This is a genomic window from Serratia bockelmannii, from assembly GCF_008011855.1.
GTDB classification, from domain to species: Bacteria; Pseudomonadota; Gammaproteobacteria; order Enterobacterales; family Enterobacteriaceae; genus Serratia; species Serratia bockelmannii.
In genome coordinates this window covers 873,209-896,334 of sequence record NZ_VOUX01000033.1, presented here as the reverse complement: position 1 = coordinate 896,334, position 23,126 = coordinate 873,209, and the positions used below count along the sequence as shown (strand labels likewise).

General features: G+C 58.9%; 25 protein-coding genes. 10 read left to right on the top strand and 15 right to left on the bottom strand.

Annotated elements, in window-relative coordinates:
- Positions 1–175 precede the first annotated feature (175 nt).
- The 3 genes from FOT55_RS20730 to FOT55_RS20720 all read left to right on the top strand — a co-directional run bounded on the left by FOT55_RS20730 (position 176) and on the right by FOT55_RS20720 (position 1,121).
- A complete protein-coding gene (locus tag FOT55_RS20730; RefSeq protein ID WP_141959604.1) occupies positions 176–373 on the top strand; it encodes an ElaB/YgaM/YqjD family protein in 198 nt (65 codons plus the stop codon).
- 14 nt (positions 374–387) lie between these two features.
- Positions 388–636, top strand: coding sequence for a GlsB/YeaQ/YmgE family stress response membrane protein (locus FOT55_RS20725; RefSeq protein WP_004935146.1), 249 nt, complete (start codon positions 388–390; stop codon positions 634–636).
- Between the two features lie 95 nt (positions 637–731).
- Positions 732–1,121 (top strand): YidB family protein, encoded by a 390-nt coding sequence (locus FOT55_RS20720; protein ID WP_147823953.1) that lies wholly within the window; start codon positions 732–734, stop codon positions 1,119–1,121.
- A 3-nt stretch (positions 1,122–1,124) separates the two neighbouring features.
- On the opposite strand, the gene FOT55_RS20715 is transcribed toward FOT55_RS20720, so the two are convergent.
- Positions 1,125–2,057, bottom strand: a complete 933-nt coding sequence (locus FOT55_RS20715) for a LysR family transcriptional regulator (protein WP_147823952.1) — start codon at positions 2,055–2,057, stop codon at positions 1,125–1,127.
- A 110-nt stretch (positions 2,058–2,167) separates the two neighbouring features.
- On the opposite strand from FOT55_RS20715, the gene FOT55_RS20710 reads away from it, so the two are divergent.
- Positions 2,168–3,220, top strand: coding sequence for an SDR family oxidoreductase (locus FOT55_RS20710; protein ID WP_147823951.1), 1,053 nt, complete (start codon positions 2,168–2,170; stop codon positions 3,218–3,220).
- A 44-nt stretch (positions 3,221–3,264) separates the two neighbouring features.
- Here the strand turns inward: FOT55_RS20710 and FOT55_RS20705 are convergent, their stop codons facing one another.
- The 3 genes from FOT55_RS20705 to FOT55_RS20695 form a co-directional block, all read right to left on the bottom strand.
- The gene (locus tag FOT55_RS20705) at positions 3,265–4,272 is read right to left on the bottom strand and encodes an NAD(P)H-quinone oxidoreductase (protein WP_141968049.1); all 1,008 of its coding nucleotides are present in this window, start codon (positions 4,270–4,272) and stop codon (positions 3,265–3,267) included.
- Positions 4,273–4,425: 153 nt separating this feature from the next.
- The gene (locus tag FOT55_RS20700; RefSeq protein ID WP_004935132.1) at positions 4,426–4,635 is read right to left on the bottom strand and encodes a hypothetical protein; all 210 of its coding nucleotides are present in this window, start codon (positions 4,633–4,635) and stop codon (positions 4,426–4,428) included.
- Positions 4,636–5,146: 511 nt separating this feature from the next.
- Positions 5,147–5,524: a hypothetical protein gene (locus tag FOT55_RS20695; protein WP_147823950.1), complete on the bottom strand. Its 378-nt coding sequence runs from the start codon at positions 5,522–5,524 to the stop codon at positions 5,147–5,149.
- Positions 5,525–5,900: 376 nt separating this feature from the next.
- Here FOT55_RS20695 and cspE point away from each other — a divergent pair, with 376 nt between their 5' ends.
- Both cspE and dsrB read left to right on the top strand, forming a co-directional pair.
- Positions 5,901–6,113 (top strand): transcription antiterminator/RNA stability regulator CspE, encoded by a 213-nt coding sequence (gene cspE, locus FOT55_RS20690; protein WP_004935122.1) that lies wholly within the window; start codon positions 5,901–5,903, stop codon positions 6,111–6,113.
- Positions 6,114–6,429: 316 nt separating this feature from the next.
- Positions 6,430–6,630, top strand: a complete 201-nt coding sequence (gene dsrB / locus FOT55_RS20685) for a protein DsrB (protein WP_004935117.1) — start codon at positions 6,430–6,432, stop codon at positions 6,628–6,630.
- A 217-nt stretch (positions 6,631–6,847) separates the two neighbouring features.
- Here the strand turns inward: dsrB and rcsA are convergent, their stop codons facing one another.
- The gene (gene rcsA, locus FOT55_RS20680; protein WP_025303351.1) at positions 6,848–7,477 is read right to left on the bottom strand and encodes a transcriptional regulator RcsA; all 630 of its coding nucleotides are present in this window, start codon (positions 7,475–7,477) and stop codon (positions 6,848–6,850) included.
- Positions 7,478–8,272: 795 nt separating this feature from the next.
- Between rcsA and FOT55_RS20675 the strand changes: the two genes are divergently transcribed.
- Positions 8,273–8,914, top strand: a complete 642-nt coding sequence (locus FOT55_RS20675; RefSeq protein ID WP_147824223.1) for a GNAT family N-acetyltransferase — start codon at positions 8,273–8,275, stop codon at positions 8,912–8,914.
- A gap of 12 nt (positions 8,915–8,926) precedes the next feature.
- On the opposite strand, the gene FOT55_RS20670 is transcribed toward FOT55_RS20675, so the two are convergent.
- Positions 8,927–10,342, bottom strand: a complete 1,416-nt coding sequence (locus FOT55_RS20670) for a pyridoxal phosphate-dependent decarboxylase family protein (protein WP_147823949.1) — start codon at positions 10,340–10,342, stop codon at positions 8,927–8,929.
- A gap of 101 nt (positions 10,343–10,443) precedes the next feature.
- Between FOT55_RS20670 and FOT55_RS20665 the strand changes: the two genes are divergently transcribed.
- On the top strand, positions 10,444–11,319 hold the full coding sequence (locus FOT55_RS20665) for a LysR substrate-binding domain-containing protein (RefSeq protein WP_060433446.1): 876 nt from the start codon (positions 10,444–10,446) through the stop codon (positions 11,317–11,319).
- Here the strand turns inward: FOT55_RS20665 and FOT55_RS20660 are convergent.
- Together FOT55_RS20660 and FOT55_RS20655 are read right to left on the bottom strand one after the other, a co-directional pair.
- Positions 11,316–12,701: a CoA transferase gene (locus FOT55_RS20660; protein WP_147823948.1), complete on the bottom strand. Its 1,386-nt coding sequence runs from the start codon at positions 12,699–12,701 to the stop codon at positions 11,316–11,318. The two genes, FOT55_RS20665 and FOT55_RS20660, sit on opposite strands and share 4 nt — an antisense overlap.
- A gap of 33 nt (positions 12,702–12,734) precedes the next feature.
- Complete coding sequence (locus FOT55_RS20655; RefSeq protein WP_238476121.1) at positions 12,735–12,983, bottom strand: glycoside hydrolase; 249 nt, start codon at positions 12,981–12,983, stop codon at positions 12,735–12,737.
- Positions 12,984–13,425: 442 nt separating this feature from the next.
- Here FOT55_RS20655 and FOT55_RS20650 point away from each other — a divergent pair, with 442 nt between their 5' ends.
- Both FOT55_RS20650 and mgtA read left to right on the top strand, forming a co-directional pair.
- Complete coding sequence (locus tag FOT55_RS20650; RefSeq protein WP_025303346.1) at positions 13,426–14,124, top strand: MgtC family protein; 699 nt, start codon at positions 13,426–13,428, stop codon at positions 14,122–14,124.
- Positions 14,125–14,365: 241 nt separating this feature from the next.
- The gene (gene mgtA / locus FOT55_RS20645; protein WP_147823947.1) at positions 14,366–17,065 is read left to right on the top strand and encodes a magnesium-translocating P-type ATPase; all 2,700 of its coding nucleotides are present in this window, start codon (positions 14,366–14,368) and stop codon (positions 17,063–17,065) included.
- A 48-nt stretch (positions 17,066–17,113) separates the two neighbouring features.
- Here mgtA and FOT55_RS20640 read toward each other — a convergent pair whose 3' ends face one another.
- The 7 genes from FOT55_RS20640 to fdhD all read right to left on the bottom strand — a co-directional run bounded on the left by FOT55_RS20640 (position 17,114) and on the right by fdhD (position 22,971).
- A complete protein-coding gene (locus FOT55_RS20640) occupies positions 17,114–17,887 on the bottom strand; it encodes a DUF3307 domain-containing protein (RefSeq protein ID WP_060447854.1) in 774 nt (257 codons plus the stop codon).
- A gap of 2 nt (positions 17,888–17,889) precedes the next feature.
- On the bottom strand, positions 17,890–18,486 hold the full coding sequence (locus tag FOT55_RS20635; protein ID WP_147823946.1) for a hypothetical protein: 597 nt from the start codon (positions 18,484–18,486) through the stop codon (positions 17,890–17,892).
- Positions 18,487–18,698: 212 nt separating this feature from the next.
- Positions 18,699–18,878, bottom strand: coding sequence for a hypothetical protein (locus tag FOT55_RS20630; RefSeq protein WP_004935085.1), 180 nt, complete (start codon positions 18,876–18,878; stop codon positions 18,699–18,701).
- A gap of 95 nt (positions 18,879–18,973) precedes the next feature.
- Positions 18,974–20,083: a YbdK family carboxylate-amine ligase gene (locus FOT55_RS20625; protein WP_147823945.1), complete on the bottom strand. Its 1,110-nt coding sequence runs from the start codon at positions 20,081–20,083 to the stop codon at positions 18,974–18,976.
- A 72-nt stretch (positions 20,084–20,155) separates the two neighbouring features.
- On the bottom strand, positions 20,156–21,118 hold the full coding sequence (locus FOT55_RS20620) for a Dyp-type peroxidase (protein ID WP_025303338.1): 963 nt from the start codon (positions 21,116–21,118) through the stop codon (positions 20,156–20,158).
- Positions 21,119–21,152: 34 nt separating this feature from the next.
- A complete protein-coding gene (locus FOT55_RS20615) occupies positions 21,153–22,070 on the bottom strand; it encodes a bestrophin family protein (RefSeq protein ID WP_147823944.1) in 918 nt (305 codons plus the stop codon).
- A 58-nt stretch (positions 22,071–22,128) separates the two neighbouring features.
- Positions 22,129–22,971 carry a formate dehydrogenase accessory sulfurtransferase FdhD gene (fdhD, locus tag FOT55_RS20610; RefSeq protein ID WP_025303336.1) on the bottom strand — a complete coding sequence of 281 codons (843 nt, stop codon included), beginning with the start codon at positions 22,969–22,971 and terminating at the stop codon, positions 22,129–22,131.
- Positions 22,972–23,126: the final 155 nt, after the last annotated feature.

Here is a 23,126-nt window from a genome sequence, read left to right as displayed (position 1 = left end):
TGGGTAAACCGCTGATTTTTTACTATAGTCATAGTGTGAAGTTGTGCGTTTGTCGCCGTACGCCCTGCATTGAGCGGCCGCGGGCAGATTGCCCGGAGCAAGATCGCGGGGCGGGCGGTGCCGGGCGTGAAACATGTGACGCAATTCTCAGAGGGTTGGTCTGTAAGGATTTGACATGTCATATGAAAATGACGATCTAAACGGTGTTGAGCAACCGAGCGACTACGTGAAAACCCCCGCCTGCGAAGTGCGCAGCGGTGTAAAAGCGGCGCTCGAGCAATCATGTGCCTGCATCAAGGATAATCCTTGGGCGGGGATAGGCGCCGGCGCCGTCGTGGGCCTGGTAATAGGATTTCTGTTAGGCAAAAGGTAATAGGGAGAGTAAAGATGGGCATCATTTCCTGGATCATTTTTGGTTTAATCGCCGGTATCCTGGCCAAGTGGATTATGCCGGGCAAAGACGGCGGCGGCTTTATTGTGACCGTTATATTGGGGATCGTGGGCGCCGTGGTCGGCGGCTATATCAGCACCTTCTTCGGTATGGGCCGCGTTGACGGTTTTAACCTGGGCAGCTTTGTGGTGGCGGTAATCGGTGCCCTGGTGGTGCTTTTTGTCTACAGGAAGATCAAAGGCTAAGCAGCCGTTGCTCAACAGGGTCGCCGCGGCGGCCCTTTTTCGTGAAATCAATCCGGCTGTGCGGCGCGGGCCGTACCGGCTGAAAGGGGAATATCATGGGTCTGTTTGATAGCGTACTGGGTAACATTCTGGGCGGCGGCGCCAACGGTAAAGGCATCGATTACATCGCCATTATGCAGTGGGTTGAGCAACAAGGTGGCCTGCAGGCCATTTTGGACAAGTTCCGTCAGGGGCAGTTCGGCGACATCGTCGGCTCCTGGCTCGGCAATGGTGAAAACCAACAGATTACCGGCGATCACGTACAGCAGGCTCTGGGTAGCGATGCGATCAATCAACTGGCTGAAAAGCTGGGTGTCGATCCGGCTCAGGCCTCCAGCACCATTGCACAGTTCTTGCCAACGGTCGCGGATGCCGCTTCGCCAAATGGCGAAGTGCAGCAAGACAGCAACGAACTGGGCGACATGGTTGGCAAACTGTTCAAATAATGTTTATGCCTCCGGCGTCTGGCCGGGGGCATTCACTCCGCTAATTCCCTCGATCGCCGTCAACGCCTGTTGCAGATGCGCCACCCAGGCGCGCACTTTCTCCGGAATAAATCGTAATGCGGGATAGATCGCGTGCAGCGCCATGGGCGGATAGCGGTATTCCGGCAACACGTGAACCAATGCCCCCGTTGCCAACTGTTCACCGATCAACGGCCGCTGAGCGCCGCCGATACCAAGCCCCGCCTCGATGGCCATCAGCAGCGATAACGTATTGTTGGCGCGGAACGTGGGCCGCAGCGCCACTATCTCGGGGCCGTGCGGGCCGATCAGGGTGAGCGTATCGCCGTCGTTCAATCCGCTGTAGCGAATGTGCGCATGTTTTGCCAGCTCCGCCGGCGAGCGTGGAACGCCATGCTTTGCCAGATACGCCGGTGACGCTACCAGCAGGCGTTGCAGCTCACCCAGCCGTTTCGCCACCATGCCGGGCGCGTGCAGTTCGCCGAAGCGCAGCGCCACGTCGATGCCTTCGCCGATCACGTCGGCGCGGCGATCGTCCAGCAGCAGCTCGAGGGTGAGATCCGGATGGCGCTGCTGGAACGCGATGGCCAGCGGCGTGACGTGCCGTTGGCCGAATCCGGTCGGTGCATGAAGGCGCAGGTTGCCCTGCAGCCGGTGGCGCTGGCTGTGCAGCGCCTCTTCCGCTTCGTCGACCGCCGCCAAAATCGGTTTGAGGCGCTGATAATAACCGCTGCCGGCCTCGGTCAGGGTGACCGCACGGGTGCTGCGAAACAGCAGCTGCGCCCCCAGTTCCTGCTCCAGCCCGGCGATTTGCTGACTGACCGCCGGCTGCGTCAAGCGCAAATCGCGAGCGGCGGCCGACAGGCTGCCCAGCTCCGCCACCCGCAGAAAGGTTTTCATTGCGTTCAGCTTATCCATGTCGATCTTGCCTATAGGTTTTTCTTATTAGTGTTAGTGGAGAACCTCATCTACCGCAAGCAATGCTAATCAATAACACTCAGGGCATCGACAACCCGAGGAGTGACAAGATGAACGCAAAGCGACAGGCATTAGTGATCGGCGCCAATGGCGTAATAGGGCGCCGATTAATTGAGGAACTGGCCGGCCAGGGCTGGCCCGTGGTGGGCGTCTCGCGCCGGGGTGGGGAACCGGCACCTGGTGTGCGCCACCTGCAGGTGGATCTGCTGGATGCGGCGGCAACGCGCGACGCGCTGCGGCCGCTGAGCGCGATTAGCCACGTTTTCTATGCCGCCTATCAGGATGCGCCGGATTGGGCGGGCCTGGTGGCGCCCAATCTGCAGATGTTGCAACACGTCGTCGAGGGACTGGAGCCGATCGCGCCGGCGCTGGAACATATCAGCCTGATGCAGGGTTACAAGGTGTACGGCGCCCATTTGGGGCCGTTTAAAACGCCGGCGCGCGAAAGCGACGCCGGGCATATGCCGCCGGAGTTTAACGTGGCGCAACAGCAGTATCTGGTGCAGCGTCAGGCCGGCAAACGTTGGCACTGGAGCGCCATTCGCCCGAGCGTGGTGGGGGGCTTCTCCCTCGGCAATCCGATGAACCTGGCGTTAAGCATCGCGGTTTACGCGTCGATCAGTAAAGCGCTTGGGCTGCCGTTACGTTTCCCCGGTAAACAGGGCGCTTACCACCGCCTGCTGGAAATGACCGATGCCGGGCTGTTGGCGCGTGCCACGCTCTGGGCGGCGACCGAACCGGCGGCGGCCAATCAGGCGTTTAATATCAACAATGGCGATCTGTTTCGCTGGAGCGAGATGTGGCCGAAAATCGCCGCTTACTTCGGGTTGGAATGCGCGCCGCCGCTGCCGATGCCGTTGGAGAGCATGATGGCGGATAAAGCGCCGCTGTGGCGGGAGCTGGCGCAGCGGCACTCATTGGCCGAATCGGACTATCGTGCGGTGGCGGGCTGGCGTTTCGCCGACTTCGTCTTTTCCTGGGACTACGACATGTTCGCGGACGGCAGCAAGGCGCGGCGTTTCGGTTTCCATCAGTTTGTCGAAACCGAAGCCATGTTTTTCTCGCTGTTCGATGAGTTTCGCCGCCGTGGCATCATTCCCTGAGCGCGGCATCGGTTTCCCCGCAGCAGAGGCCGCGGGGAATGGCTTCAGAACGTCAGCATGATCTTGCCGATGTGCTCGCTGGACTCCATCAGCGCATGCGCGGCGGCGGCCTGCTCGAGCGGGAAAGTTTTAAAAATTTGCGGCTTCAGCACGCCGCGCTCCAGCAGCGGCCAAACCTTCTCGTGCAGCTCGGCGGCAATCTGCGCTTTGTCCGCCACGCTGCGCGAGCGCAGCGTTGAACCGGTATGGGTCAGGCGCTTTAACAGCAGCGGCATCAGATTGAGCTCTTTTACCACGCCGTTTTGCGTGCCGATTTGTACGATACGGCCTTCCATCGCTGCGGCCTGATAGTTCTTGGCCACATAGTCGCCGGCGATCAGATCGACGATCACGTCGGCGCCTTTGCCGTCGGTGACGTCTTTGGTGCGTGCGACGAAATCTTCGCTGCGGTAGTTAATCGCCACGTCGGCGCCCAGCGCGAGGCTGGCCTGGCGCTTCTCTTCGGAGCCAACGGTGGTGATCACCTGCGCGCAGAAGGCTTTTGCCAACATGGTAGCGACCGTGCCGATGCCGGAGGTGCCACCGTGGATCAACACGGTTTCGCCGGCTTTGAGGTGGCCACGCTGGAACACGTTGACCCAGACGGTAAAGAAGGTTTCCGGTAGTGCGGCGGCCTCGGTCAGGCTCAGGCCCGCCGGCACCGGCAGCGCATTGCTTTCATGCACGCTGCAGTATTCGGCATAGCCGCCGCCGGCGATGAGGGCACAAACCCGATCGCCGAGCGCGAAGTGGGTCACGCCTTCACCGATGGCCACCACTTCGCCGGCGATTTCCAGGCCGGGGATATCCGAAGCGCCGGGCGGTGGCGCATAGTTCCCCTGGCGCTGCAGCACGTCGGGGCGGTTAACGCCGGCGGCGGCGATTTTCACCAGGAGTTCGCCCGCTTGCGGAACGGGCACCGGGCGTTCGGTGACGACCAGAACCTCGGGGGCGCCCGGTTGGCTGATCTCAATCGCTTTCATCGTGCCGGGCTGCGCTGCATTTGTTGACATGGTCACTCTCCTCATCGTGGCGGACGTGGTTATCAGGCGGAACGCCCGCAATAAAGTCTGCTGTTAGCTTAGCGAAATCGAAGGAGGTGCGCGTGGTCGAATAGAGCGGTTTTACGAGGAGGGGAGGACGCCGCCGCGATGGGCGGCTGGATATCAATCGTTAGGGGGGATGCGGAACCCTTTCAACGAGACGATAAAGTGTTCTTTCCCTTTGGAGATCTTGGCGCCTTTATCGCACCACAGGCTGGCAAGCTGGAAGAAGTCATCGCTGCCGATATCGTAGGCCAGTTCGATTTTCTTGGCTGTGCCGGCGCGGATGAGTTTTTCTGCTTCCTGATGGTTTGCAGCTTTAATTATGGTCATGGGCGAAATCCTTGGTGTTAAGCCAGAGCGGATAATCGCGAATCATCATATGGCCATATTGTGACAATTTTGTGATGAAAACATGACGGTCCACGAAGGCGCGGCGTGCGGCGTGCCGCGCCTTCGCGGTGAAAATACGTTATCGACTACCGATCGTGCGGGCGAACGAATGTACTTTTCTTCTGAGATTTGAAATGCTTATAGAGCGAATAGCCCGCAATGCCGGCCAAGACAGCCAAGAGGGCAAGGGATCCTGTGGCCATGAACATCACCTCCGAATAAGAATGGCAAGGAGGCGTATTTGTGACATTCATCACTTTACGGGGCAATGGGAGCAATCTGTAATCGGGAAACGGGCATGAGGGAGGAGCAAAAAAAAAAGCGCCTATAGGGAGGCGCATAAAGATTTGCAACACAGCTTGTTGTGTTCAACACCAGGAGGAGTGGTGAACTGGCGCTATTCTATGCAGCGGCGAGGGCGGCTGATATAGGTATTACTCCGAAAGCGCCGCTACCACTCATAGCCCAACTGGATGTTGTAATCGGGATCCTGGTTGGTGGAGTAAGGATCGGATTGGCGGCGGCGATCGGTTTTCTTCACCGGGCCTTCATACGCGAGATAAGGTTTGGCGCGCGGTTTGCTGCAGCCCGGATGATCGCATTCGATATCGACGCGAAAGCCGTTCTTGTCGCGTGCTTCTGCCCAGGTAATCGGTGGTTTCGCCGCCTTAGGGGCTGGCCCTGACGGTGCTGTCGGCTTGGGGGCGGGAGCCACGCTGGGTTCGGGAGCTTGATAATTCAGCTCCAGTGCACTCTGCGGAGCGCTGTAAGCGGCAAAGGCCAGCAGGGCGGCGGCACTGGCAGTTGGTAAGGTAAGCCATCTCGGCATGGTGAATCTCCCTGAATGATTTCTGTAGGCAACTATAAAACAGCAGAACGAGAATTACTATCATTTACCTTGGCTGTTACGGGGGCGCCAGGCGGTGATTCCATCGACAGACAGGGTCAAATCCTGTGCGTTTAGCCGAGATTCACGTCCCATCACGGCGAAAAAGGTTGCTATTGCCGCTCGCTCATGAGTTAATGATGTCGGCCTGTGGTACAGACCTATTTATGCACGACATTTTGAGTAAAGTAGTTCAAATTTAAAGCGTTATCCCGGATAGCCCTTCTCTGACGAATTTCCTTTCCAGTGCCTCCATAAGTAACTGATGACCGGCTATCTCGCCCATGGCGGCTAACATTATTATTGAAGGAAATTAGACATGTCCAACATGATCAAAGGTCAAGTGAAGTGGTTCAACGAAGCTAAAGGTTTTGGTTTCATCACCCCAGCAGACGGCAGCAAAGACGTATTCGTACACTTCTCTGCTATCCAGGATCAAGGCTTCAAGACCCTGGCTGAAGGCCAGAACGTACAGTTCTCTATCGAGAACGGTGCGAAAGGTCCATCTGCGGCTAACGTTACCGCTATCTAATTGGCGTCTACCGCTGATTGAAAAGAACCCGCTGCGGCGGGTTTTTTTATGCCTGCAATTTGGCAGCGCGTAAAAAAAGCCCGCAAGTCTGCGGGCAAAAGTTCCTTGTTACTTCATTTGCGAGCGCTTCTCTGGGGGGGAAACGCCTGAAGACAGGCTACGCGAGACCGGCTTAAGATTCTGCGGCCAAACCGTTAAGAAAGTGAAAATCCAGGCGGCTGCTACGCTGATAGCAGAGGCCGGCAGGGCTGGAGTGGTGTCCATCGCCCTCGCTTTTGTAATACACTGACGGCAATCGCAAATAATGGGGAAGGGTATGCAGGTTAACGATCGAGTGACGGTAAAAACAGACGGAGGCCCGCGGCGTGAAGGCGTGATTTTGGCCGTAGAGGTGTTCAACGAAGGCACCATGTATCTGGTTTCTCTTGACGACTACCCGGCGGGCGTATGGTTTTTTAATGAAATCGACAGCCGTGACGGCACGTTTGTGGAGCCCTGCCGCGAGCACGGGCAGTAACTTAGGTTAATCTCATTAATTTGCTAATGAAATTGTCCATTTTGAGATTATTTCATTGCGGTAAGATTTTTTTTATCGGCGGCAAAAAAATACCCGTTGCGCTAGCGGGGGATAACGCAGCAGGTATTTTTTTGTGGTTCCAGCGGCTGCTATCCAGATGACATTATCACCGGGTATTTAACGGCTGGTAAAACAGAGCGGGGGCGTTCTCTGTGGTTCAGCGGCTATTGACGAATATTCCACTGGTCAATGTATCGGTCAAACGAACAACGTGATAAATGATCTGCTTGTTGTGCGTTTTTATTTTCCGCTTGATGTTTCCCTTGTGGGAAGAGACCGTTTTGGCCTTTATTTGCATCTGGTCTGATATCTGGATGGTACCTTGACCGGACATCCACATGCGTAGCATGTTCGATTCAGTCTGGCTCAGCGTTACCGGCGTTTGATCCAGAGAGGATTTCTCCGTACGGAGGGACGTTCTCTCGAGATAGTGACTAAGTAGCTGATTCATAGTCTCTGGTTTGATGGATTTTGACGATATGATGACGTTCTTGCGAACATATAAATAATCGTCGAAATGTACGTTGGTAATGGCCATGAAGATGAAGAATAACGTATCCGGGTGCAGTGAAATCACCCGTTTTATTCGCTCGGTGGCGTTTGCTTCGTGGATGAAGCAGTCCTCGTTAATAAACACCAGGCTCGGATTTAACTTGCTGCATTTTTCATGCAGGCTGTCAATGTCCTCGATGGCATTAATATGGCGCCTCTTCACGCCATGCGAAGTCAGATAGTCGGTTAACCCCAATCTGGTATAGCTACATGAATCCATGATAATCGTTGGCATATCGCACCCCCACTTAAATCCGTTTTACTGCGGTAATATGAGAAAAAGCCTAAAAAGCCGAAAGGCAAAATGGAACAATAATTCAGTGTAGCGAGTGTTCTATCAATAAACACGACGGCACTCAATGATATTTTCATACTAAACTTATTAATTGCATGAATCTATAAGTTTGGCTTAAGTCAGGGCGATCTGCTGCTCGTCCAGCTTAGGCATGTTGAGCCTGATTTGCGCTTGGCGCCCGTGCCTGTCTGCATTGCTTGCCGCTAATCTGTTCATCATGTCACGAAACAAAATTTTAGTTTGCTAGGAAAAGTCTTAAAAAAAATTCATGTGTCGTTTTTTTGATGTCTTTCAGCGCGTTTTTTGAGTGGTCAAAAAGCGCTCTCTCTGGTGTTTTTGACTTTTTATATATAAAAATCATTATCTTATGGATATTTTTGCTCTCCATGCTAATGATAAGCACTTCTTTTTTTATCATAACAACAAACAAAAGTTAACATTATGACCAGAATGTGTAGCTTAATTGTTGCTATAAATCACCGTTTTACAATGAGTTATATAGATATTTATTTCGCATGAAATAGTTTTCGTGAATGTTTAACGGTGATTGAGTGATTTCTCTAAACTATCATCCTGCAGTCCGATCCACGGGGAGGAATGGCAGGTCGGAGTTGTCTCTGGCCCGCGTTGGTTTTAACTTGCCTCTCCACCTTTCAAAAACAGGATGTCGCGGTGAGAAAGAATCAGTATGGGCAGCCGATAGGTGAGGCCCTTCCTCATTGGCAGCCGGCAGGCATACCCGGGCACACGCCGCTGCAAGGGCGGTTTTGCCGCCTCGAACCGCTTAACCTCGCGCGCTGGGGGGATGCGCTTTATCAGGCTTACCAAACCGCTGAGGACGATCGTGACTGGACCTATCTGTTTTGGGAACGGCCGCAGTCGCACGCAGATTTCCAGCGCTATCTTCAGGCACAGGTGTCCAGCGCAGACAGAAACACGATGGTGGTGATCGATCAGACGAACGGGCACGCCGTGGGAACCTGCGCTTTTTTACGCATCGATCCTGGCAACGGCGTGGCCGAACTGGGCACCATCAACTGGTCGCCGCTGATGAAGCGCAGTGCGCTGGGCAGCGAGGCGATTTTCTTGATGCTGCGGCATCTTTTCGACGATCTTGGCTACCAGCGCTGCGAATGGAAATGCGATAGCCTCAATCTGCCTTCACGCCAGGCCGCCGAGCGCTTGGGTTTCCGCTATGAAGGCACGTTCCGCCAGGCCGTCGTTGTTAAAGGACGCTCGCGCGACACCGACTGGCTGTCGATCGTTGATGGAGAATGGCCGGCACGATACGCGGCGTTTGCCGCCTGGCTGTCGCCGGATAACATCAGCGAAGACGGGCGGCAAGAACGTCGTTTGCAGGCCTTCCAACGCGGGTAATCGCCGCGCGTGTTAGGCCGTTTCCGCCAGGCAATGGCGCAGCGAGTCCAACGTCAAGCGGATGTCCTGTTCCTCTGTCATCCAGTTGACCAGCGCGGCGCGGATCCCCGGCTGGCCGTTGTAACGCGTAGGGGTGCAACGCACCACGCCATGCCGGCTAAGGCGTTCGAGAAAGCGATCGCGCGCCGCTTCGCTCTCACCCTGTGGATGACTGAGGGCGAAGCACACCACGTTCAAATTCACCGGCGCCAGCAGATGGAAACCGTCATCGGCCGCTAACGCCGCCCCCAGCGCCTGCGCCAGTTCGACGTTGCGCTCGACGATATCTCGTATACCGCTGCGGCCATAGGCTTTCAGCGTCAGCCAAAGCGGCAAGGCGCGGAAGCGGCGCGAATTTTCTGGCGTCAGATGCAGATAGTTGTCTGGCCGCAGCGTCGGTGCTTCCAGGTAAGCCGAATGGTTCTGAAATACCTGCATTTGCAGATCCAAATGGCGGGTAAATTGGATCGCGCTGTCATAAGGCACATTCAGCCATTTATGCGCATCGACGGTGATGGAATCGGCATGCTGCCAGCCCTCGAGCTTTGAGGCGTATAGCGGTGAGCAGGCCGCCACGCCGCCGAATGCCGCATCGACATGCAGCCAAAATGGATAACGCTCCCGCAGCGCCAGCAGCTGCGGCAGATCGTCGAAAGCGACAGTGTTGACCGTACCGGCGCTGGCCAGTACCAACGTTGGCTGGCCAGCGCCGGCGGCGAGCTGCCGCGCCAGCGCTTCCATATCCATGGCTTCGGACTCCGGCAGGCTGGCGACGATCGTCAACGCCTCGCGGCCGATGCCGAGCATGCTGAGCGCCTTCACGCTGCTGGAATGCGGATTGGCCGCCAATACCCGGATGGGGCCCAGCGCCGCCAGGCCTTGTTGGGCGATATCCACGCCTTGCTGTTGTCCCAACCACTGCCGGCCAATGGCCAACCCGGTGAAATTGGCCATGGTCGCGCCGCTGACCAGGCTGCTGCTGAACGTTTCCGGCAGGCCCAGCAGGGATTTCAACTGCGTCACGGCCGCCAGCTCGATCGTGGCTGCAATGGTATCATGGCTGAGCAGGCTATTTTGGTCTGTCACGCTAACCAGCCAGTCCGCTGCGACCGCCGCCGGGGTGCCGCCGCCGGTGACGAAGCCGAAATAACGCGGGCCGGCGCTGGCGGAAATGCCGGCCTGATAACGTTGCCAAAAGCGCTCCAGCGCTGCCAGGGCGCCTTCGCCGTTTTCCTCCAACCGATCGTCGCCCGGTTGCAGCTGCTGATGCTCGAGCGGTGGGCAGACCGAGCGTTGCTGCAGCCCGGCCAGGAAATCCTCCGCCAACTGGCGGGTGTGGTCGAGGATCTGCGGAAACTGCGCGAGGTCCTGTTGTAAACGTGGGTGCATGGTGGCTCCGAAAGCGTCAGGGATGATGGGGTAAACATAGAACATTTGCCTGCCGCTCAAAATCGATGAAAAATAACCTTTTTGGATAGCCTGGTTAACCAATGATGAATGAACGCATTCCCCTGCATGTCTTGCCGACCTTTGCGATCGCCGCCAGGTTGGAAAATTTGCGCGCTGCGGCGCAACAGGTGCATTTGACGCACGGCGCGGTCAGCCAGCAAATTCAGTTGCTGGAGCAGGCGGTCGGCTATCCGCTGTTTGAACGGCGCGGGCGCGGTGTACGCCTGAATGCCGCCGGGCGAGAGTTGTTGGCGGCGGTAGAGCCGGCGCTGCAGGCACTGCAGCAGGGCGTCGCCCGCGCCCGGCGTGCGGCGACAAGCCAGACGCTGCGTATCAGCGTGTTGCCGTCTTTTGCCCATTATTGGCTGTTGCCGCGTCTGCCTGCTTTTCATGAGGCCTGCGCCGATATTGCGCTGGATATTGATGCGTCGCTGGCGCTGCAGGATCTGTCGCAGCGAGGGTTCGATGCGGCGATCCGTATCGGCAGCGGTCAATGGACGGGGCTGCAGGCGCAGCGCATCGCGTCGGGTGACGTGCTGCCGGTCGCTTCGCCGGATATGGCGCGAGAATGGAGGGCGGCGTTCGAGAGCGGTGGCGATATTCCGTTGCTCGAGCACGACGTCAGTCCTTGGCGCGACTGGTTCAACGCGCAGGGGCGGCCGTTATGCGGGCGACAACAGGCGTTATTCAACGATGCCGGATTGTTGATTCGCGCGGCGGAGCAAGGGTTTGGCATCGCGTTGGCGAAAAAGCTGCTGGTGCAGGATGCGCTTGACGCGGGGAGACTGGTGGCGTTGGCCGCGCCCCGTCGTCTGAGCGATGACGACGTTTACCTGGTGTGGCCGCAGACCGCCGGGTTGACGCCGGCGGTTACCCGCTTGCTGCAGTGGCTTCAGCGACAGTTGGCGGCGATTTAGCGGCGTAGCCATTCCGGTTGCGAGGTGCCGAGCGTAGTCGCCGGCAGCGCCCATTGCAGCGCCGTACCCTGCAGGCTTAACGGGGCGCGCAGGCGTTGCGCGGCCCCCCAGTAAGTCAGTTCTGTTTCCGGGTTCTCGTCGGCGGGGCCGGCCGGTGCCAGCGGTTCCGGTCGATAATCTGCCGAACAGGGGTGCGCCAGCAGCAGTTGCGCCGTGCGCGCCAGCGACAGCCGCGCGTGGTAGCCGGTACCGCGGCTCAGGCGCTGTGTCATACCGGTCAGCACCGCTGCCGCCATCAAATAGCCGGTGGCGTGATCCAGAGCCTGTACCGGCAGCGGCACCGGCAAACTGGCGCTGCGCCAAACCATACCCGCCTCCGCCAACCCGCAGCTCATCTGTACCAGGCTGTCGAAACCGCGCCGGGTCCGCCACGGACCGCTCCAGCCGTAGGCATTCAGGCAGACGTCGATCAGGCCCGGCGCCAGCGCGCGTCTTTCCTCCGCGCCATAGCCCAATTTCTCCAACGCACCGGCACGGTAGCCGTGCACGAGCACGTCGGTGTTTTTCAGCAGATGTTCAAACGTATGGCGATCGCGCGCATTGGTCAGGTTGAGGCGTGCGCTGCGCTTGCCCAGCATCACCTCGTGCTCGACGCCGGGTTCATCCCAGCCGTAGGGATCGATGCGCAGCACGTCGGCGCCCAAACCGGCAAGAAAACGGGTGGCGATCGGCCCGGCGAGAATGCGCGTCAGATCCAGCACCCGCACGCCGTGCAGCGGCCGGGCGACGGGTAGCGCCCAGCCCGGCGGTGGCGCTTCCGGCTGCAGCGAGGCGTGGATAAGCGGTTCGAGCGCTACGCTTTTGCCTTGAATATGTTGTCGCCACGCGGCCGCCGAGCGCATTTGGGCCGCGCAGCCGCCGGCCTCGATCACGGCTTCCTCCAGCTCGCTTTTTTTCCAATCCAGCACACGTTCCGCCAGCGTGCCTTTATCCGATGCCGAACCCAGCACCTGTTCCACCGCTCGCCGATGGTGCGGCGCATTGGTATGCAGACGTATCCAGCCATCCGCCGTCGCGTAGTCGCCGGCCAGTGCGTCCCAGGCCGCAGGCAGCGTCCATCCCAGCGGCCGCAGCGTCCAGCCGAACCAGAGCGAGGCCAGGCGTTGATCGATCCAGACCTGCGGCGCGTCGGCGGCCTCGTAGCGAAGCAACTCGGCGCAGGCCAAACCGGCGGCGCTCCAGGCGGCGGTCGCCAATTCTGTGACGGGAAAAGCCGAAGGCAATGCGCCGACGCCGCTAACGGTTAACCGGTCGGTAGGGGCGGGGCGCTGCCCCAGGCTTTGCCAAATCTCGTCGAGCAGAGTGTGGATCAGAGGCGTCATCGGCCACTCCTTACGGATCGTCGGAAATATAGCCTAGCGTAGCCCACCGCCGGCGACCTTGCTAAGGCGTAACGTCGAATGTGCGGCCGTCGGCCAGTTTGGCGCGCAGGCTGTGGGCCGCGATGACAGCGAAAGGCTGCGCGTAAAGTTGGCGGCCAGCGTCGAACCGTCGCTAAAGGTCGTCTGCTGCACCCAGCCGTCCCGATCGAGCCAGCGGAAGTCGAACAACGCTTTGTCCCACAGGGCCTGATGCAGCGGCCGGAAGGCGGCGTCGGCGCCCAATGTCGCCACCTTCTATTTGTGACATCGAAATATAATCGCCGTATTCCAGTTTATTTTTCGTTTAATAAATTAGCCTTTACTTCATTATCCGACGTCACTATACTCAGCCAAAATTTCGGTGGAGAAACTCAATTGGACAGTTGTAGTTGTAATAAAACAAATAAGGCAAGCTGACTAATTCTCTTCTGATTTGTTGCTTGCCGTTATCGGCGGGCAGCACCCCTCTCCAGTTATTTCTGAGCTGTGCATACCCGAGTAATAAACGTTTCCTGATGCCTGACGGTTTCAGGTGAATCGAGTTGGACGTTATTATGGTATTTTGCAGCCACAGCCTTTTCCCTCCAGGCACGACACGCTGATTCGCTGATTTATTTTCAGCGCGCTTTCGCGTGTGCTAAACAGCACATGATTTTATCTCCTGCGGTTAATTAAGGGGACAGTCATGGCTATGACTCCTTTCGTTTTAAATTTATTGCTGGCGATGTGCCTGGGCGCGGTCATTGGCGCCGAGCGCCAGTGGCGCCAACGCATGGCCGGCCTGCGCACCAATGCGCTGGTGGCGACCGGTGCGGCGGTCTTTATTCTCAGCTCCATGTCCACCGATCCGGCCAGCGCCGGCCGGGTGGCTGCGCAGATCGTATCCGGTATCGGTTTCCTCGGCGCCGGCGTTATCATGCGTGAAGGGCTGAACATTCGCGGCCTTAACACCGCCGCCACGCTGTGGTGTTCGGCGGGGATCGGCGTCCTGTGCGGCCTGGGCCAGCATTGGGATGCGGTGGTTGCTACGCTGGTGATCCTGTGCGCCAATATCCTGCTGCGCGAAGCCGCGCAGCGTATCAATCTGCAGCCGCACCAGCAGGCAACCGATCTGGAACTGTGCTATCGCATTCAGGTGACCTGCGGCGAGCAGGACGAAATTCTGGTGCGCACCCTGATTCTGCAGGCGCTGAACGGCGTGGCCTTGCGGCTGCAATCCTTGCGCAGCGCCGATATCTCCAGCCCGGGGCAATTGGAAGTGTGCGCGGAAATTACCGCCACGCCGGCCGCGCAAAAAGAAATTGAGGGTATTGTCTGCCGCGTCAGCCTGGAGAAAAGCGTGAGTGCCGTTCGCTGGCGCGTCGCGTCCGAATTACCGGTCTGATTAATTATATAAATATTTATTAACTTGATTATATGCTCAGGTTATTCGGGCTCGCCTGAATAACGCGGAGCATTAAGGAGGCGTTATGGACGATGACCCCGGAAGGAAAATGATTCCAGCGTGGCTGACAGGGTAATTCCGCCATTTAGTCACGCTAATAAAAAATTCCAAGCTGCGCAGAGTCACCTGTTTATCGGGCGGGGCTTCGCTGTGCGCAGAACGAAAATAAGAGAATAGCGTTATGACTCAGATTAATGAAAGAACGCGTCGCCGTGATAAAGACGCGGTGACCTACGCCATTGCGCAAGAGGCGACCAACAGCATCGCTCAAACGCTGGCGAACCTGAAGTGCAACCGCAACGGCTTGACCCAGGACGACGCCGATGAGCGGCTGGAACAGTTCGGCGCCAATCAGGTCGCCCATGACAAGGCGCCGCATGCCCTGATCCAGCTGATCAAGGCCTTCAACAACCCGTTTATCTTCGTGCTGATGGTGCTGGCTGCGATCAGTTTCTTTACCGATTATTGGCTGCCGCGCCAGAGCGGTGAAGAAACTGAACTCACCGGCGTTATTATCATCCTGACCATGGTCACGCTGAGCGGGCTGCTGCGTTTTTGGCAGGAATACCGCACCAACAAAGCGGCGGAAGCGTTGAAGTCGATGGTGCGCACCACCGCCACGGTGCTGCGCCGCAGCAGCTACAGCGCGCATCCGCTGACGTTGGAAGTGCCGATCCGCGAACTGGTGCCGGGGGATATCATCCAGCTCTCCGCCGGTGATATGGTGCCGGCCGACGTACGCCTTATCGCCTCGCGCGATCTGTTCATCAGCCAGGCGATTTTGACCGGCGAAGCGATCCCGATCGAGAAATACGATGCCATGGGCAACGTGGCGCAGAAGTCGAGCGAAGGGGAAGTGTCCAGCGAGAACGCGCTGCTTGAGCTCTCCAACATCTGCCTGATGGGCACCAATGTCGCCAGCGGCACCGCTACGGCGGTGGTGGTGGCGACCGGCGGGCGCACCTACTTCGGCTCGTTGGCCAAGTCAATCGTTGGTTCGCGGGCGCAAACCGCGTTCGATCGCGGGGTGAACAGCGTCAGCTGGCTGTTGATTCGCTTCATGCTGGTGATGGTGCCGGTGGTGTTGCTGATCAACGGTTTCACCAAAGGTGACTGGAGCGAGGCGGCGCTGTTCGCGCTGGCGGTGGCGGTCGGCCTGACGCCGGAAATGCTGCCGATGATCGTCAGCTCCAATCTGGCGAAAGGGGCGATCGCCATGTCGCGTCGCAAGGTGGTGGTGAAGCGTCTGAACGCCATTCAGAACTTCGGTGCTATGGACGTGCTCTGCACCGACAAGACCGGCACGCTGACCCAGGACCGCATCATTCTCGAGCACCACATCGACGTCACTGGCGCCAGGGATAACGAAGTGTTGCACCTGGCCTGGCTGAACAGCTTCCATCAGAGCGGCATGAAGAACCTGATGGATCAGGCGGTGATCCGTTTCGGGCGCGGCAAACCGGGGATTGAAGCCCTGGGGCGTTTCAGCAAGGTGGATGAGCTGCCGTTCGATTTCGTGCGCCGCCGTCTGTCGATCGTGGTGGCGGATGAGAATGGCAAGCAGCAGCTGATCTGTAAGGGCGCGGTGGAGGAGATGCTGGAGATCGCCACCCACGTGCGTGAAGGCGACAAGATGCTGGAGCTGGACGACGCGCGCCGTGCGGCGTTGCAGGCGCTGGCCCGCGAGTACAACGAAGACGGTTTCCGCGTGCTGGTGCTGGCGACGCGTGAGTTGGATGCGCAGCGCCCGGCCGAACCGCTAAGCGTGGCCGACGAGCGCGACATGGTGGTGCAAGGGCTGCTGACCTTCCTCGACCCGCCGAAGGAGAGCGCGCAGCAGGCGATCGCCGCGCTGCAGGAAAACGGTGTGACGGTGAAGGTGCTGACCGGCGACAACCCGGTGATCACCTGCAAGATTTGCCGCGATGTCGGCCTGGAGCCGGGCGAGCCGCTCTCCGGGCTGCGGATTGAACAGATGGATGACGAAGAACTGGCGCGCGAAGTGGAACAGCGCACGGTCTTCACCAAGCTGACGCCGCTGCAAAAATCGCGGGTGCTGAAAATGCTGCAGGCCAACGGCCATACCGTCGGTTTCCTCGGCGACGGCATCAACGATGCGCCGGCGCTGTGCGATGCTGACGTCGGCATTTCGGTCGACACCGGCACCGACATCGCCAAGGAATCGGCGGATATCATCCTGTTGGAAAAGAACCTGATGGTGCTGGAAGAGGGGGTGATCAAAGGGCGCGAGACCTTCGGCAATATCATCAAGTACCTGAACATGACCGCCAGTTCCAACTTCGGCAACGTGTTCTCGGTACTGGTGGCGAGCGCCTTCATCCCGTTCCTGCCGATGCTGGCGATCCACCTGTTGATTCAAAACCTGATGTACGACATTTCTCAGCTGTCGCTGCCGTGGGACAAGATGGACAAAGAGTTCCTGCGCAAGCCGCGCAAGTGGGACTCCAAAAACATCGGGCGCTTTATGCTGTGGATTGGGCCGACCTCGTCAATCTTCGATATCACGACGTATGCGCTGATGTGGTACGTATTTGCCGCCAACAGCGTGGAACACCAGGCGCTGTTCCAGTCCGGCTGGTTCATTGAGGGGCTGCTGTCGCAAACGCTGGTGGTGCATATGCTGCGCACCCAGAAGATCCCGTTCATTCAGAGCACCGCGGCGCTGCCGGTGTTGCTGACCACCGGGTTGGTGATGGCGCTCGGCATCTACATTCCGTTCTCGCCGCTCGGCGCCCTGGTTGGCCTGCAGCCGCTGCCGTGGGAATACTTCCCGTGGTTGGCCGCTACGCTGGTCAGCTACTGCGTGGTCGCGCAGTTGATGAAGCGTTTCTACATCCGCCGCTTCGGCGAGTGGCTGTAAGCCGCCTCGGCGTTCACTTCGGGGGCGAAATTCTTCGCCCCTGCACTACTACAGCAGTTTGTTGACCAGCAGGCCGAGCATGATGGTCAGCGTGAAGGAAAACAGCGTGCCGAGCAGCACATACTCGGTGCGCATCTTATCGTCGCTCTGGCGCAGATCGCCGAAACGGAAGATAGATTTGGCCGCCAGCAAAAAACCGATCGCCGGAATTTGCCCCAGCAGCACGAAGGTCAGGATCAGCGTTCTCTCCAGATAGCCAATCTGTTTGCCCGCGCGCAGCAGCGAATCGTTGTCGGCCTTGGCCGAAGGCGGCATTTGCGGCGTCCAGTGCGCCAGTAGTTGCCCGATCAGCAGGCTCATCGGCAGATAAATCAGGCTGTAGGCCACCAGCACCAGGCCAATTTGCCAACGCCCCAACTGCTGCCCCAGCGCGGCGAGCAGTTCACCGGCATTCGGCGTCAGCCCCAGCCACAGCAAGGCGATCACCGCCAGATGCAACCCCTGATCGAGCAGGAAACTGCGGGCCGGGCTCAGGCGGGTCATGACGGTGACTTTCAGCAAATCGATCAGGTAATGGCTGACGGCGATGACCAGCAGGCTGACCAGCACCTGAAGTGAAGAAAGCCCGCCGTGCAGCAGGCCGAACCCGGCCACCACCCAGGCGGCCAGCACCCCGTGCAGCAACGCGTGCAATACCAGAAAACGCGAACGCGCGCGATGTTGGATTTTGTCTTCCACCCAACTCAGCGGCTGCAGCGGAAAATCCGCCAGCAGATGGACGAGCAACAGCCAGGCCAGCAAAGGCGCATAGGTCAGATCCATAGTCAGACGATCCTGTTAATGGCGTGAATAAACCGCATGATTTCCTCGTAGGCCGCGCGTTTCAGTGCGGCGGAGACCGTGGAGGCGGCTTTTTGCAGCTGGTCCGCCACGGCGGCGCCGCTGTCGGCGAACATTCTCATCTGGACGATGCGCGCTTCGGTCTGCGACATGCGGCCAATCACATGATCTAACATCGGCAGCAGATCGCTGACAATGGCGTTTGTCCGATCGTTGTCGGTTTTCAGAGCCAGGCGGCAATTTTTCGCCATGGCGTCCAGCGCGCTGCCGGAGTTGATAAAGGCACTGCCGTAACCCGCGGCGTCGGGCCGTTGGCTGCCCAGCCCGACGGCGACGCGCGCATCCCAGTGCGCGGCGCCCATCGCCCGCAGCGCGAGGCGAATATATACCGCCAGCAGCAGCCCGTCCTCCGGGGCGGCCTGCGCCTGGAAGGCGTCGCCGCGAAAGATTTCCACCTGATGAAGCTGCCCGTCGCGCTGCAGCCGATCGAGCAGGCTGTGCAGCTCGTTGAGGTAGTTGACGGTATCTGATCGGCGAGAATCGACCAGATCGCCGCTGATTACGCTGATTGGTGTCGACATAGCGTGTTCCGTTGCTTACCGAGGGATGACTATAAATTCGCACCTGGATACGAATATGTCAATAATTCGTCTTTGGATACGAATTTGTAGGGAATTCGCCTGTGAGAACGAAATGCGGTGGCGTGAGGAAAGGGGACGAACGGCCGGGAATGCGCGGGCCTGTCAGGCTCGCCACCGGCGGCGTAGAGGGAAAATGGCCGGCAACCGGCCGTTCAGAAACTTTTAACCAGCACGTCACGCGGCATTTCGCTGCCGTGCTTCAGCAGGTGCTCAAACGATCGTTCGCTGCTTTTCAGCTGTTGCAAAAACTCCTGCGGCGACAGATCGTGTTTTTTGCCGCTCATGTAAGCCAGCGCCAGTTCTTTTGCCTGATAGCGGGAGAAGTTGTACATGGTGTCCTCGATACGGTGAATGTCAGTGCTCACGATTGTAGCGAAAGAGCACATAATGAACAGTGGCTTTGGCGTATGGAATCGATAGCCGAAACTTAACTTGCCGGTTGCAACAGCTCATCGCACAGGCGTTTGATCACCTGAGCCTGCGGCAGGCCGTTGTGCAACATCTGACGGATATGCTCCGAATCGCTGATGCCCTGGCGGACATGGCGCTCGACGGCCTGTAACACGGCCCGATCCTCCCGCCGCTCGGCGAAATCGCTCAGCGCCTCGAGGGTGTGCAGGATGTGGGCGGTCAGGCTGCGGCGGCGCAGCGTCGTGGGATCGACGTATTCGGCGGCGAAACCGCTGCGATAGGCGTTGATCTTGTTGTAGTGGGTGAAGGCATCGTATTCCGGCGCGATCGGCGTCCGGCGTTGCAACAGAAAATCGGCCAGCAGACGGCAGTAACCGACCAGCAGCACGGCGTGCGCGAGGCGCAGCGGCGTATCGCAGATGCGGATCTCCACCGTGCCCAGCTCCGGTTTCGGCCGTGCATCCCAGTAAATATCCTTGACGCTTTCAATCACGCCGGCGGCGTTCAACCGTTCGTAGTAAGCGTTGAATTCGCGCCAGCTGTAGATGTGTTCCAGGCACCCGTAGTTGGGAAAAGAATTCTGGGCGCTGAAGCGGGAACTGGCAAAGCGCGTGTCGACCCCCTGATACAGCGGCGACGAGGCGCTGAGCGCGATCAACTGCGGAAAATAGGGCGTCAGCGCATGGCACAGGTACATCGCCTCGTCCCCGTCGTTGACGCCGAGGTGAATGTGTTGGCCGAATACGCAGGCCAGCTTGGAGAGATAGCCAAAACGGCTGGCCAGCTGCCTGTAGCGCGCGCTGTCGCTGATGACCTGCTTGCGCCAGTCGTTGCTCAGGTGCCGGCCGCCGCCGCAGACGTCGCAGCCCAGGCGCTGCGCGCTGCGCCGGACGGTATAGGTCAGGGCGTGCAGCTCGGCGTGCAGCTCATCGAGATCGCGGTGCACCGAGCTGTTCAGCTCCACCATCGATTGGGTGAGCTCATGCTTGACGCGCCGGCGGTCGCCGACCGCGCTGACCACCCGGTCGGCCCGATCCGCCAGATCGTAGTGCTCGGCATCGACCAGCTGTAACTCTATTTCGGTGCCGATGGAGAGCCTTTCCGAACGTTTGAATGTGAGCGACATGGTGCCTCCCCCTCAATACGCAACGTTAATTCAGTATACGTCGCGGGGGGAGGCTTTGCCGCCGAAGGGACGTTAGTGCAGTTCGGCGCCGCTGCGGTCGGCCAGCGCTTCCAGCAGCGGGGCGGAAGGCACGAAGAACAGGGTGCCGGTCACCGCGTGGCTGAAATCGAGCAGCCGATCGTAGTTGCCGGCCGGGCGGCCGATGAACATGTTTTCCAGCATTTGCTCGATCGGCTGCGGGGAGCGCGCATAGCCGATAAAGTAGGTGCCGAATTCGCGCAGGCCGGGGCGGCCGAACGGCATGTTGTCGCGCAGAATTTTCACCTCGTTGCCTTGCTCGTCGGTGATGGTGGTCAGCGAACTGTGCGATGACGACGGTTTGACCGCTTCATCCAGCTCGATGTTGGACTGCTTATGGCGGCCGATGATCTTCTCCTGCGTTTCCACGCTGAGCGAGTTCCAGCCCTGCATGTCGTGCAGGTATTTTTGCACCAGCACATAGCTGCCGCCGCTGAACGCCGCGTCTTCGTCGCCGATCACCGTGTAGTCGAAGGCTTCGTGCCCCTCCGGGTTCTCCGTGCCGTCGACGAAGCCGATCATGGCGCGCTGATCGAAATAACGGAAGCCGTGCACCTCTTCTATCACCGTCACGGCGTCGCCGAGCTTGGCGGTCAACTGAGAGGCCAGTTCGAAACACAGATCCATTTCATCGGCGCGGATGTGCAGCAGGATGTCGCCGGGCGTGGCGACGGCGACGCGCTCCCCGCTGCCGATCGGGCTGAACGGATGCAGCTGGCGAGGGCGCGGCGCGCCGAACAGCGTATCCCAGGCTTCGGAGCCGAAGCCGCAGACGCAGGTGAGATTGCCTGCCGGCGCGCGTTTGCCGACCGAACGCACCACGGCGGCAATGTCGCCGCACCAGGCGCGCACCGCCGCCAGATGGGCGGGAACGGGCGACAGGGTAGCGACGATGAAGATGGCATGGCGCGTCACCGGTGTGAATACGGCTTGCGGCAGAGGGTTATTTGCATTCATTGCATTCGGCTCCAGTGTGTTCGGGTGAAATAGATCAGATCAAATTAAAGTGCTCGTCGGGTTTCATCGGCGGTGGCAGCGGGCTTTGGTCGTTCATTTCCAGCAGGTTGCGCTCGATGGTGTTGCAGATGGCGTTTAACGGCAGATGGTTAGCCGACACGCCAAACGGATCCTCCAGCTCTTCGGCCAGTGAGTCCCAGGATAAGAAGGTATAGGAAATGAACACTGAAACAAACGGTGTCATGTAATGCAGGTCGGTCACCAGGGCAAAAGGCAACAGGCTGCAGAACAGGTAAACGGTGCGCTGCAGGATCAGGGTATAGGCGAACGGCACCGGCGTGCTGGCGAGCCGTTCGCAGCCGCCGAGGGCGTGGGACAGTTCGCTCAGCTTGTTGTCGAGCAGCTCGAAAGTGATGTCGCTCAGCAGCCCCTGTCGGCGCAGCTTGCCGATCTCCTGGCCCAGCATCAGCAGGATGCGGTTGGTCGGCATCGGGCTGGCGACCACCTCGGCCAGCTCTTGGCTGCTGAGATTGTGGTACAGATCGGCGGTCGGGTCGGTGCCGCGCAGCTGATGCTTCAGGCTCCAGCTGAAGGCGATCAGCAGCTTGGCAACCTTTTGCTGCACCGCCGATTCGTCCGGCAGCAGGCTTTTGATCTGGCGCAGCAGGGAGCGCTCGGTAATCAGCAGCGAGCCCCACAGGTTGCGCGCTTCGACAAAGCGGCTGTAGCCGGCGTTATTGCGAAAGCCGAGAAAAATGGCGATGGCGATGCCCAGCAGGCTGAACGGTGCGATGGTTAAATGCACGCCGAGCTGTTCGTACCATTGGTAGCTGATCACCGCCACTATCGACATCAGCACGTTCAGCGATAGGCGAAAGGTGATCTTTGATAGCACGGAACCGTGCCAGGCGAACAGGCGAAAAAACCAGTTCTGATTCGGGCGAATTATCATGACGTGGGTGCTTCCTGGTGTCCTGCTATTGAGAATAGTCGATTCTTATCCGGCGGCGTTAGGCCGCCGTTGTCGATTGCCAGAGCCGCTGCGGATGCGTATAGACGGTGGCGCGCCCCGGTTTGCTGAAGCCCACCAGCGTCAGGTTGCTGCGTTCGGCCACTTCCACCGCCAGGCGGGTGGCGGCGGAAACGGCGAACAGGATCTCGACGCCGCACATGGCGGATTTTTGCACCATTTCATAGCTGGCGCGGCTCGACACCAGCGCCGCACCCTGCAGCCACGCCTGTTGGCTGCGGTAGCCCAGCAGCTTGTCGAGCGCCACGTGGCGGCCGACGTCTTCACACCCGCCGCTGAGCGCGCCGTCCGGCTGGATCCAGGCCGCCGCATGGGTGCAGCCGGTCAGTTTTCCTACCGTTTGCACCTCCTGCAGCTGCGCTAACGCCCGGTCGAGCAGCGCCAAATCGAAACGTTGCGTGAAAGGCAGTGGTGCGATGGGCTGAGCAACCTCCTGCAGCTGTTCCACCCCGCAGACGCCGCAGCCGGTGCGGCCGGCCAGGCTGCGGCGCTTCTCTTTCAGCTGCATAAAGCGGCGGCTCGAGAGTTCCACATGCACTTCAATGCCGTTGCAGGCCGGTTGCTGGCGGATGTCGTAGATGTCGTCGGGGGAGGCGATAATGCCTTCGGACAGCGAAAAACCGATGGCGAAGGCCGCCAGATCTTTCGGCGTCGCCATCATCACCACGTGGGAAATGCCGTTGTACACTAGGGCGACCGGTACTTCTTCCGCCAGCCAATCCTGTTGCGCCTGAGCCAGATCGTTGCGCTGCCAGACCGCGTGGCGCGACAGGCATTCCTGTTTGATATCGTCGGTTTCTGCGAGGAGTAGGTGCTTGTTCATAACGTTCTCGTGACTGTCGGTGACGAGGCGCCGACGGGGATGAATTCTTATTAGCAGGTGTGGGGATTATACAGGATTCTGATCCCGCTCGCGTAGGGAATCACGCCCTGCAGGTTATCCACAGTTTTGGTGGATAACGTGTGTGCAAGGGGCAG